Below are 12,028 nucleotides of genomic sequence, written 5' to 3'. Positions count from 1 at the left end.
CCTGGTAATCCTCTTTCTAAAGAGAAATCTAAACGGAATGCAGACACCGATCTAACGGTTTGATGAGGGTTCAGGAATGCCCAATAACCCCCTGTTTCATCCAGTCACTGAACGATCGCCTGTTGACCTGCGGGAGCAACTTCAGATGGCGCTGGCGATCGCTGACCCCCAAATACTCAAATCGTTACTGGTCAACTGCATTCCAGCCATCACTGAGCCTCAGAGGGTGGGAAATATTGCCAGTGAAGTTGCTGTTCCCACCAGCGATGCTCAAGGGGCTGATGGGATTTTGCAATTTGAGGCGATTCATTGCGTACTGGCGAACACCCAACCCCAGGTTGATTCCAACAGCAAGGGTGGTTGGACGCGGGGAAGTAAGGAAATGGCCCGCCTAACCCAGCACGAGTCAGAGTTGCAAACCCTGGCCCAGAATCTGCCCCTGGCTCCTGCGATCGCCTTACTCTCTAACAGTGGTTTTGCTCCAGACTGGATTGAAGAAATTCTGCGGTTGCCTCATTATGCGTGGTATAAATCCTGGTGGTACGCGATCGATCGCAACGGTGAATTTACAATTCCCTTTTTGCGTTACATTCGCACCCTGCACTATCCCGACGGCACCCTGACCCTGCAATACAAAGACTTCTTTGAATACGAAAAACCCAGTTGCTTTACCAGCCAACTGCAAAAGGTGTTGGTGGTAATTCAGCCAGAAATTCAAGGATTTGGGGAAACATTACAGCGAATTAACCGCCAGCGAACAGACTTAAACACTCAGCGAGTACTCCTGATTTGCAACACCATTTCGGAATTGGAAGCCCAGGCGTTCATCAGTCAGGGAATTAGTGTTTATCCAGCGATGGAACTGGCCCTGCCCGTTCAGGCCAATTGCCAGTACTGTGGCCGTAGAGAGTGCCCCATGAACGGTCTGAGGGATTCTCCGGTAGCGGCTTGTCATGGCTATGTGTTGGAAAGTGAGTATGTTTAAAGTAGTAGAGTAGATGATTATAAAGTAAAGTAGATGATTGTAAAGTAAAGCAGATGATTGGGTTTGTCTGGTTTGTGATGCCACTAAAGCTCAATTTGAACCAGAGTAAGGGCATCAAGCAGTTTTTGTTCCTTATTCCAATTAATTCAATCGCATCCCCAAACTCCCGACGTAAGGTATTGAACTGTTCGGCAGGACAGGTGTTATCCTTAGTAAAGCGGAATCCTAGCGTGAGACTCCCTCCTTGGCACGTTGCTTGGCCTGGTCTAATGCTGCGGACGAAAGACCTAGAGTCGCCTTGTGTTCAGGTGTGATTGGTTAGGTTTACCAAATAACAGCGGCAGAAACACGGTAAATCCTGCTCTGGCGATCGCTCGGCCCAGATCAACACATTGAGGAATCATGCCAGGTAACTCATGCAAGAGAACAGCCGCAGGCCCCGATCCCTAAACATATACAGGACGAGTCGAACCTTCATAGGTAAACTTGAACTCTGAAAAATCTGCCATATCTGCCATATTTTGAGTTCCTCATCCTGAGCAAATCGTTCTTTTGCCAGCATCCTAACAGGAGGAGAGGCGTAATGCATGATCCTTTAGAACCTCCTGGTAAGAAATACCTATTAATTCTTAAGTTTCCTGAACTAGCGTTTCCCCTTCAGTGATAAGCTGGTGAATGGAAATTTTAAGATTGTTTTCCAAGCATTAGAATAGCTGAGTCACAGAGTAGGGCGTAAGCATGGTCACCACCACAGAAAAGAAAAACATCGGCTACATCACGCAGATCATCGGTCCCGTTGTGGACATCAAGTTCCCCAGCGGCAAAATGCCTGAAATCTACAACGCCGTAAAGGTTACAGGTAGAAATTCCGCAGGTTTGGACGTTAATGTTACCTGTGAAGTGCAACAGCTACTGGGCGATAACCAAGTGCGGGCCGTTGCCATGAGTTCTACCGACGGTATGGTGCGGGGCATGGAAGTTGAGGATACGGGCGCTCCCATCAGTGTTCCCGTTGGTGCTCCCACCCTGGGACGGATTTTCAACGTACTGGGAGAACCTGTAGACGAGAAAGGGCCAGTCAACGCCTCCGAGTACTTCCCCATCCATCGTCCCGCTCCCAAACTGGTTGATTTGGAGACCAAGCCTTCCGTATTTGAAACCGGGATTAAGGTGGTTGACCTGCTGACTCCTTACCGCCGGGGTGGCAAGATCGGTCTGTTTGGCGGTGCTGGGGTTGGCAAAACCGTGATCATGATGGAATTGATCAACAATATTGCGACTCAGCATGGTGGCGTGTCGGTATTCGGTGGTGTGGGCGAACGCACCCGCGAAGGCAACGACCTCTACAATGAAATGATCGAATCTGGGGTAATTAATAAGGATGACCTGGGTGCTTCCAAGATTGCGCTGGTGTATGGTCAGATGAACGAGCCCCCTGGAGCACGGATGCGTGTTGGTCTGTCTGCTTTGACAATGGCTGAATACTTCCGGGATGTCAACAAGCAAGACGTATTGCTGTTCATCGACAACATTTTCCGGTTTATACAAGCGGGTTCTGAAGTATCTGCACTGCTGGGTCGGATGCCTTCTGCGGTAGGATATCAACCTACTCTGGGAACGGACGTAGGTGATCTGCAAGAGCGGATTACCTCCACCACCGAAGGTTCCATCACCTCGATTCAAGCCGTTTACGTGCCAGCGGACGATTTGACTGATCCCGCTCCTGCCACCACCTTTGCTCACCTGGACGGAACTACCGTGCTGTCTCGTAGTCTGGCCTCTAAGGGCATTTATCCCGCTGTGGATCCCCTCGGTTCTACCTCCACCATGTTGCAACCGGATGTTGTGGGTGATGATCACTATTCCACCGCGCGTGCGGTACAGGCCACCCTGCAGCGCTATAAGGAACTGCAAGACATTATTGCGATTCTGGGGATTGAAGAACTGTCGGAAGACGATCGCCTGACGGTAGCCCGTGCCCGCAAGATTGAAAAGTTCCTGTCTCAACCTTTCTTCGTAGCGGAAGTATTTACAGGATCTCCTGGTAAGTACGTCCCCCTGACCGACACCATCAAGGGCTTCAAGATGATTCTGTCTGGCGAACTGGATGATCTGCCAGAGCAGTCCTTCTACATGGTCGGCAGCATTGACGAAGCGATCGAAAAAGGCGCGAAACTGAAAGCTGAAGGGAAGTAGGAACTAGGGATTAGGGACTAGGGATTAGGGTTTCATACTATTCCCCAATTCCTAATCCTCAATTCCCAATTCCTCGCTTCACCAATTATCTCAACCATCCCTAGAGAAAAGATATGACTCTCACTGTTCGTGTTGTTGCTCCAGACAAGACGGTCTGGGATTCAGAGGCAGAGGAAGTAATTCTGCCCAGCACTACTGGCCAATTGGGTATTCTGACGGGGCACGCACCGTTGCTGACTGCGTTGGATACCGGCGTGATGCGAGTTCGGGCGGATAAAACCTGGGTTCCCATTGCCTTGATGGGTGGCTTTGCCGAAGTGGAAGCGGACGAGGTGACGATCCTAGTCAATGCTGCTGAACGGGGTGATGCGATCGACAAGGAAGAAGCCCGGATTGCTTTCAATCAAGCTCAGGAAGAATTTGCCAGAGCACAGCAAAGTGGAGCCTCCCGTCAGGATTTCATCAAAGCCTCTAAAGCCCTAAAACGGGCACGTGCCCGTTTTCAGGCCGCAGGTGGCATGATTTAGATTCATTGTTCCAATATTTTTAGTCTGTAGGGGTGTCAGCAATGCGCCCCTGTTTTCGTTTCACCTGGGCTGTATAGCGCTGCGAATTGGTGATAGGACGTACTAATTTAAGCAAAAACTTCTGGAAGAATTGCCCAGTCAGCCCCTTATCCACGATTATCCCTAAAGGATACTCATCACCTCATCTGGATTTGGCGTTGGCATCAAGGGACTCCACTCTCTCGTTTCAGCAAACCGAATGATTAGGGATGAGCCAGCGCCAGCTCACGATCGCCTGCCGACAGTTTACACGGTAAACGGCAAATCTATCAATTCTTCTGGTAGCGTTTCTGCCTATCCACTTACCGTGATCGCCGCATTCACCAGCGACAACAAAACTCCTGTCTGCTCCTGCCCACTGGTAGCCAGGTCACTATGGCAGAGATAAACCCGCTCCTCAGCCCGACTCAGCAGATCCAGGAGAATTCGACGGAGGCGTTGCTCGTTAGCTGTCAATGCATCTGCTACTGTCCAGGCCCGTCCTGACCATTCATGCAGGAATAGCGGTGCCGCAAATAACGCATCCACGCCACTCAGCCAGCGGGGTGAACCGGCATCCAGCCAGAACTGCCAGCGATGAGCACGCCGATTGGAACGGTATTGAAACACATTCGCTAACGTCACTGCATTGCTGCTGGGGCCGATCGGCCGTACTGGATAAGGATTGGAAGTAACCGTTCCATTGCGCAGCAGTTGAATAAACTGACCGACAGTCATAAAGGCCGGAGCATCACTGTTGGGTAACTGGCTTTGCTTCAGACGATTACTAATGTCCCAATAGTGCTGGGCAGTTTCAATAAATTGTCGGAGGGCGGAAAGCTGATCAAACGGTAGCGTCTGCTCTGCAATCAGAAAATGTTGAATGGCGCGATCCAGAAGAGTCACGGCATTGGGAATCAGGCGCTGCTCTAGCTGGTTTTTTTGGGTTTCAATCCACTGCAAGAGAGCTTGGTAAGTTTCAGAAGCCCGATAACCCAGTCGATCCCAGCGGGGAAAGGTTGTGGCAGGCAGCAATCGGGGGCGATCGGGATGGGGGGCAAAGCAGGAATCGGCTAACAATCCGGCTCTTACAGGGTCGATCAGGGGGGTGGGAGTGCCTTGCTTTTGGGTGAGGACGACGAGCATTTCGGCGACGGCATCGCGATTGATCAAACGACCTAAGCCAGGGTAGATCAAGGCCAATAGGGTGAGCAGGGAACGAATAATCGGGAAACTGATGAGTGGTCGCTGATCATTCAGAGATTCAACGGGAATTTGATGTTTGGTCAGGATTTCGCTCAGGGTGTAGCGGGCGATTGCATCCAAACCGGGGGCAATTACGGCCACTTCCCTGGGTTCGACTTGCCCGGATTGCACCGCTTTAACGATTAATTCGGCAACTTGTCGCAACAATTCTGCCCGTGAAGTTGTTTGGATCGTCTGGATGGCTTCCGGTAGTGCCAGAAGTACCATCGGATCGGTGACAAACTCCACGATCGCATTACCCCACTCGCTACCCAGGCAGGGGACTGGTGGATGAGTCAAAGCCACAATCTGGCACCGATTCGCGAGCTCTGCCAGGTAAGCTGGATCGGCTCCTAACCCTAAGCGCACGGCTCCATCCGGGTTGTAGGTGAAGACGATCTCACTTCCTCCCTGAATAAAAACCTCGAACAGGGAACGGGCGATCGCAGGATACTCATCCACGTCATCGGCCAGCACCATCTGATACCGTTCTCGCAAATGGCGCTGATAGGTGGCATGGGGAAGTAAGTACTGCCAGTACAGAGCCGTCATAATGCCATAGGTCAGCAAGCCCCGCTCCAAACACCAGCGTTCCCACTCCTGTAACAATGTTTTGACCTGGGCAAAGGGCAGCGGTAATTCCTGCTCCTGTCCGGCCAGTCCCTGCTGCAGAATGGTGGGCATATCGTTCAGGGGAATGCCTGCCAGATGAGTCAGTTGCAATAAATCCAGCAGGCGGCGCACGAACCGTTCTTCGTTAACAGTGGGTTGACGGACAATGATTTCATCCAGTGACGATCGCCAGAACCGGGCGGCCAGTTCTTGCTCATTCTCTGGGTTCAGCCGCATTGGAAACTGAGCTTTCAAATCAAGCTGCTGAATCAGTAACGGCCAGAAAAGAGTGATCTCATCCTGGAAGAAGCCCAGTGGCGTGGTGGAATGAAAGGGATAAGTTCCCTGCAAGGCTCCTGTTAACCAGGCATCCAGGTCAATACGATTATCTCCGTTGGCTGCCAGTACCAAAACTCCTGGCAGGGCGATCGGTGTCTGCAAGTTATCTGGTCTACCCGCCTGCTTGACCCAGGTACAACAGTGCTGAATCAGTTGGGTGGTTTTGCCGCTACGAGTTGGGCCTGTAATCCAGGTAAGTTTGTGATTAGCCAATTGTCTTTGAACGATTTTGTTAAAATCACTTCGTACTCTAACTTTAGCGTCTTAGGATAGGAAATCGTTGAGTATGGCTATAAACCTCTATTTCTGGAATCTAAGCTTGCCATTCAGTGAGTGTGTTCTTTTATGAGTTCATCTTTTATGACACCCATTCGTCGCTATTTCCGCAATGCCAACCGCTGGCTAACCCAAACTCCTGAACGAGCATTAGACCAGGCTTATGATGCGGCCTTAATGATTAAGGCCATTGAAGATCAACACTTTAACGGGGAGAAAATCTCCCGCCATGCTGGTCGCCATAGCGAAAATGTTCTGGCTTATTTTGAGGCAGAACTCAGAAAATATTTGAAAATTGCTGAAGTGCGTTTAACGGAGTTTAAGGCCAGTCGTTTTGTGGTGGATTCTACTAATTCGACGTTGTACAACCGCTCTATGACCTTGACTCCGGGAGATCGAGAAAAAGCAGATATTTTTTTAGAAAAGCTGCAGTTTATTGATGCGGTTCTGGAACGCTACAAGCCAGAAACTTCCAGATCAAAGGCACTGGTTCCCGTCTCTCAAGTTCAGAATCCAAATGTATCGGTAAGAGCAAATGCGAAGGCTTACAGCGCCCAAAGACCTCAGCAGGTTTATGATGGAGACTTTAGTGAAGAGGATGACAACAGTGTATTAGATAAAACTGGAGCTTTACCCCGCTCAATTTTGGGTACATTAAATCGCATTAAACGGGATTTAGATCCTAATTCAGAGCAGGAAGTAGTGCAAACCTTCCGCAACTCCAAAGCCAAAACATTAATTTCCATGCGGCTGATTTTATTGCTGATTATCGTGCCGCTGCTGACCCAGCAATTTTCTAAAACCTTTGTGATTGGTCCGATCGTTGATCGCATTTGGGAGCCAGAAAAGCAGGGGATTTTTATTAATTTTGAGCTTGAGGAAGAAGCTTTAAAGGAATTTAATACCTTTAAGGAAAGACTTGAGTTTGACAAGATGCTGGGCAGAGCGCCTGATATTATCAACGAGTCAGAAGCGGGAATGGAAAAGTTATTGCAAGAGAAGGCCCAGGAAATTGCAGCCAGCTACTCCAAAACCAGTGCTGGGGCCGTGAAGAATGTGTTTGCAGATTTGTTTGCCCTGATTGCGTTTGCGATCGTGCTGATTACAAATCGGCGAGATTTGCAAATCTTAAAAAGCTTTATTGATGAAACGGTATATGGTCTGAGCGACAGTGCCAAAGCCTTTATCATCATCCTGTTTACTGATATGTTCGTCGGTTTCCACTCTCCCCACGGATGGGAGGTGTTGCTAGAAGGGATAGCAAGACATCTGGGATTACCTGCCAGCCGAGATTTTATCTTTCTGTTTATTGCCACCTTCCCAGTTATCCTGGACACAATCTTCAAATACTGGATCTTCCGCTACCTCAACCGCATTTCCCCATCTGCAGTAGCTACCTATAAGAACATGAACGAAACATAGAGGAACACGCAAGAATTCATGGTACTGAGTCCAGGAATGGCGTGCTGAGAGGATGGGCAAGTTTCTGCTGTCCACTTATCATGGGCTACTTGCTCACCCTCCACGGTGCCACCCCATTCTTAACTGTCTTGTCTGGGTAGTGTGCCAACCCGAACGGGAAGAGTCATGGGTTGACCATTACGAGTGACTCCAATCTGCAACTCATTGCCTACGGGGGTTTGCTCAACCAGTTGCTGTATGGCGCTGGAATCTTTCATGGTCTGATTGTTGATCTTGTCGATCACGTCTCCGCTCTTTAATCCAGCTTTGGCGGCAGGAGAATCTGGCATTACTTTTGCAATTAACACTCCCTGATCCTGTTGCACCGTTATATTGCTATTAGGATCTTGGTTGATTTGCTTTTTCAGTTCGGGACTCAAATTGACCATTTGAATTCCCAGATAAGCATGTTCGACCTTACCCTTCGCAATAAGTTGATCGGCAATATTCTTGGCTGTGTTGATGGGAATAGCAAATCCGATGCCTTGAGCATTTTGAATAATGGCTGTATTCATCCCAATCACCTTTCCCTGGGCATTTAATAATGGCCCACCGGAGTTGCCTGGATTAATGGCGGCATCCGTCTGAATGAAGTTGACCCGTTCCGCAGGCACACCTACATTATTGCTGGAGCGGCCTGTAGCGCTGATGATTCCTTCAGTCACGGTATTGTCCAGACCAAGGGGATTACCGATCGCGATCGCCCATTCTCCTGGCTTCAACTGGTCAGAATTACCCAATGGTACAGCAGGCAGATTATTTGCATCAATTTTTATGACTGCCACATCAGTCACGCTATCTGCACCCAAAACCTTGCCTGTAAAACTGCGTCCATCAGTCAATGTCACTTTGACGGTATCTGAACCTGCAACTACGTGGGCATTCGTTAGAATTTTACCATCGCCATCAATAATGAAACCAGAACCAACACCACGTCTGACTTCTTGTGATGAGGGTATTTTGCCACCAAAGAACTGTCGGAACATCGGATCATCGAATCCTTCAGGGAGAAAACTTTGCACTTTTTGAGTTGAGTCAATCCGCACCACTGCAGGGCCGACCTTGTCAACAGCAGCGGTGATAAAGTTTGTTGGAGTTTGAGAATTAACCGGAGCCGGTTGAGGATTTGGTTTTGCAGCAGTGGTCTGTGAGGATGTAGGAGCTTGGGCAATGGATGCTGGTGGAGTGAGTAAGCGATCGCCCGTGATTGCCACGCCTGCTCCCAAGGCTGCAATCGCAATGTAGGAGATCGGTTGTTTCCAGGAGAGATGAATAGCCATGGTGCGTTTTATTTTTGTAGAACTTTAAAACTGTTTCCATTGCCAATCTAGACCGGAGTTATGTCAAGGTTGTGGCGACCATATTTCAGCTGGATGAAAAAAGTTCAGGAATGGCAATCGGTATGATCAAGGAGGTCATTGAGGAATCTGCGATCGTGCTGGGCTTTGTCACCGTTTTATTGTCATCTGTCTTTTTCTGTTTTCAGAATGTGGTGGTGCGAGTTCTGTTCAGTTCGCATCTACTATTTGGAATCACTGAGATTGGTGGGTTTGTCACTCCTACTCTGCAGCATTCCTTTCTACTGCTGTTTATGCGAATGCTGGTGGTCGTGCCTGCTATGGCGCTGTTGGCTCCCTGGCTTTACGCGGGAACCTGGAAAGAGGTACACCAGTTACACTTACCAGAACAGCGATCGCTCCTCTGGCAATGTCTGGGAAGCGGCGTGTTGATGTTCCTGTATCTGGCGCTGCTGTATATCTCGATCGGGTTAATTCCTACGGGCATTGCCCTGACTCTGTTTTTTTCCTATCCCATGTTTACGGCGTTATTATCCTGGCGATTTTTTGGGAACCGTCCTACGCTCTTACGTTGGGGAGTCATGGTGGCTATTTTGCTGGGCAGCGCCCTGACCATGCCCATTGCTCATACTTCCGTGAGTCAAAATACCTGGATCGGCATTCTGCTGGGGCTGGCCTCCGGATTTACCTATGCCTTCTACACCATCCTGGCCCAAAAAAGCTTTGAAACCATGCATCCGGTGCCGTTCACCTGGCTGAGTTTCACGATCGCCCTGCTTTTGTCTGGGATCAGTTTAATTCTGGGGAACCTGCAGGATGTCCAACTTCCCTGGCTGGCTTTATGGATCGGTAGCCTGTTATCAGCAATTTTTACCTTTGGCGGACACCTGCTGAATAACTTTGGCATCCGGCTGATTGGAGCCACTTCAGCATCTATGGTTGCGGCTACTAACCCCGCCCTGACCGTTGTGCTGGCCTGGTTTACCATCCAGGAAACCTTAACCAATGTTCAGCTTCTCGGTGTACTCATTGTTACCCTCAGCGTTGCCCTTCTCAGCCAGGAACGTCACTCCCTCCGCTAATTTCCCCCAATTCCTGCTTCCTCATCTCCAATCTCCGATCCCCACCCCCTTCCCCATCGCGGTAAGATTGGTTGGGACAGTGAGTGCCTTAAAATTGTTCTTAACAAATCAAACAGTGATTAAGAGTTGACATGGAAAACGGGCTTCCAGTTGTTTATATCTCAATCCTATTGCTGCTGTTGAGCGCGGCAGCCTGGGCAATCTTTCGGCAAATTCTCAAAACACGCAAGATTGAAACGACCTTAGGCAAGTTACAAAATAAGCTAACGAAAGAAAAAGGTACGGCCCAGGAATATTACGAATTAGGGAGCCTTTATCTGGATAAGCGAGTTTATTCTCAGGCGATCGCCCTCTTCCAAAAAGCCTTGAAAGCGGAAGACTTGCCGGAACAGGAAAGCGCTCTGGTTTACAATGCGCTGGGCTTTGCCTACTTTGCTCAGGAACAGTACGACCTCGCGATCCGCCAGTACAAAGAAGCGCTGAAGATTGATCCCACTTACGTTACGGCGTTGAACAACCTGGGCCATGCCTACGAGCGCAAGCAGTTAACCATGCCTGCTTTAGAAGCGTATGAACAAGTGCTCAAACTGGATCCGCAAAATGCAACCGCAAAGCGACGGGCCGACGCTTTACAAAAACGAGTGGTTCCCTCAACTTAGCGATCGATCTCTCCTTTTCAAGAGCTAGGTTGCTGACTCTGCCCATCCTACTGATGATGATTGGGTCTAATAGGCAAGAGTTCCGATTTAAAGCCAACCAATGGAATGGGAGAGCAAGTCCCCTTTGCTGTCTCGCAAATTGGTACTTGGTCAAGCTGGATTTACGGTTGCGACGACCTCACCTGTCTGGCTGGTGTCGTATCCACCTAATGCCTGCAGCTGCGATAACACTCGGCGGTGTCCTAATGTGCTGAGTAATTGCTGTACAGGCGGTTCCTCTAGATAGGATTTGAGCACAACCAGATCGTAACGGGAGCGATGCAGGGGAATAAACCCTAAGCCAAAAGCCGCTGCAACCGACGCGGTACTGACTCCCGCGGAGGCTGCACCTGTTGCGATTGCATGAGCAACTTCTAAGTGGCCATGCACAATACGATCAAATCCTTTGATAAATTGCTGCTGAATGCCTGCGGCTTGCAGCGATCGTTCTAGAAGTTGACGGCTGCCAGCCCCCTCTTCCCGGTTTACAATTGTTACTCCAGGCAGGGTCAAATCCTCTACCGTTTTGAGATTTAGGGGATTGCCTGCTGGCGTGAGTAACCCTTCCTCCCAAATGCCCAGGTTAATTAAAACGGCTGGAGTATCTTGTAAAACAGCCTGCACAAAGGGGACGTTATGGTTTTCAGTAACAGGGTCATGTAAGTGCATTCCAGCTAAATGGACTTCGCCGCGACAGAGCCGATGCAGGGCACTCATGCTGTTGTCAAACGTCCAGTGGACGCGCAGGTCTGGATGCCAACGTTCTGCTGCCCGTGCCCATAGAGAAAATGCTGGAGTGCAACCTGCGAGGACAACGGTATTATGCAACTTACTCAGATCATCCAGCAACTTCACCTGCACTGTGGGCGCGCCAGCCTCATAGCTTCCTTCACCATCAGCAGGAATCATTTCTAAACGGAACGCATTATTACCGAGAAGCGAATGGGCGATCCAGCGTCCACCGACTCGTGCCAGACTCAAGCGCAGTGATTCGCTGACGGGGGGCTGTTGGGCAGGAATGGCTTCAATTTCAGGCGTATCGTGTTCAAGCCAAAACAAATCTTCGACCTGACATCCCAATGCTTTTGCCAATCGCAATGCCACCGTAGTGGAAGGGGAGATGTGTCCAGATTCCACCCCGCCAATAGTTTGTCGTGAGACACCAGCGATCGCGGCTAAATCCTGCTGGCTCATCCCCAGCCGCAGCCGAATTTGTTTCAGGTTATTGTAAAGGTCATGGTCTTGCTTCACGGTAATTCAGGAAGGGGCTAGGGGAAGGGTTTTTAAGGTA

10 protein-coding genes are annotated in these 12,028 nt (G+C 49.6%); 6 read left to right on the top strand and 4 right to left on the bottom strand.

Annotation, left to right across the window (positions count from 1 at the left end):
• The first annotated feature begins 76 nt into the window (after positions 1-76).
• Positions 77-985 (top strand): hypothetical protein, encoded by a 909-nt coding sequence (locus ACUVQO_RS00425; RefSeq protein ID WP_445923918.1) that lies wholly within the window; start codon positions 77-79, stop codon positions 983-985.
• A gap of 287 nt (positions 986-1,272) precedes the next feature.
• On the opposite strand, the gene ACUVQO_RS00420 is transcribed toward ACUVQO_RS00425, so the two are convergent.
• Entirely contained in the window at positions 1,273-1,407 is a 135-nt protein-coding gene (locus ACUVQO_RS00420; protein ID WP_445923917.1) for a hypothetical protein, read from the bottom strand.
• 316 nt (positions 1,408-1,723) lie between these two features.
• On the opposite strand from ACUVQO_RS00420, the gene atpD reads away from it, so the two are divergent.
• Both atpD and atpC read left to right on the top strand, forming a co-directional pair.
• Positions 1,724-3,181, top strand: coding sequence for a F0F1 ATP synthase subunit beta (gene atpD / locus ACUVQO_RS00415; RefSeq protein WP_445923916.1), 1,458 nt, complete (start codon positions 1,724-1,726; stop codon positions 3,179-3,181).
• A gap of 113 nt (positions 3,182-3,294) precedes the next feature.
• Positions 3,295-3,708, top strand: coding sequence for an ATP synthase F1 subunit epsilon (gene atpC, locus ACUVQO_RS00410; protein ID WP_445923915.1), 414 nt, complete (start codon positions 3,295-3,297; stop codon positions 3,706-3,708).
• A 333-nt stretch (positions 3,709-4,041) separates the two neighbouring features.
• On the opposite strand, the gene ACUVQO_RS00405 is transcribed toward atpC, so the two are convergent.
• Entirely contained in the window at positions 4,042-6,135 is a 2,094-nt protein-coding gene (locus ACUVQO_RS00405; protein ID WP_445923914.1) for a recombinase family protein, read from the bottom strand.
• A gap of 132 nt (positions 6,136-6,267) precedes the next feature.
• Between ACUVQO_RS00405 and ACUVQO_RS00400 the strand changes: the two genes are divergently transcribed.
• Positions 6,268-7,620: a proton extrusion protein PcxA gene (locus ACUVQO_RS00400; RefSeq protein ID WP_445923913.1), complete on the top strand. Its 1,353-nt coding sequence runs from the start codon at positions 6,268-6,270 to the stop codon at positions 7,618-7,620.
• 119 nt (positions 7,621-7,739) lie between these two features.
• Here the strand turns inward: ACUVQO_RS00400 and ACUVQO_RS00395 are convergent, their stop codons facing one another.
• Positions 7,740-8,939, bottom strand: a complete 1,200-nt coding sequence (locus tag ACUVQO_RS00395) for an HhoA/HhoB/HtrA family serine endopeptidase (RefSeq protein WP_445923912.1) — start codon at positions 8,937-8,939, stop codon at positions 7,740-7,742.
• A 122-nt stretch (positions 8,940-9,061) separates the two neighbouring features.
• On the opposite strand from ACUVQO_RS00395, the gene ACUVQO_RS00390 reads away from it, so the two are divergent.
• On the top strand, positions 9,062-10,039 hold the full coding sequence (locus ACUVQO_RS00390; protein WP_445923911.1) for a DMT family transporter: 978 nt from the start codon (positions 9,062-9,064) through the stop codon (positions 10,037-10,039).
• 131 nt (positions 10,040-10,170) lie between these two features.
• Positions 10,171-10,698 carry a tetratricopeptide repeat protein gene (locus ACUVQO_RS00385; RefSeq protein ID WP_445923910.1) on the top strand — a complete coding sequence of 176 codons (528 nt, stop codon included), beginning with the start codon at positions 10,171-10,173 and terminating at the stop codon, positions 10,696-10,698.
• Between the two features lie 150 nt (positions 10,699-10,848).
• Here the strand turns inward: ACUVQO_RS00385 and ACUVQO_RS00380 are convergent, their stop codons facing one another.
• On the bottom strand, positions 10,849-11,988 hold the full coding sequence (locus tag ACUVQO_RS00380) for a substrate-binding domain-containing protein (RefSeq protein ID WP_445923909.1): 1,140 nt from the start codon (positions 11,986-11,988) through the stop codon (positions 10,849-10,851).
• Positions 11,989-12,028 lie beyond the last annotated feature (40 nt).

The sequence above is a fragment of the Leptodesmis sp. genome, from assembly GCF_052746595.1.
The sequence above is the reverse complement of the archived record's forward strand: the minus strand, read 5'-3'. Positions and strand labels throughout refer to the sequence as shown.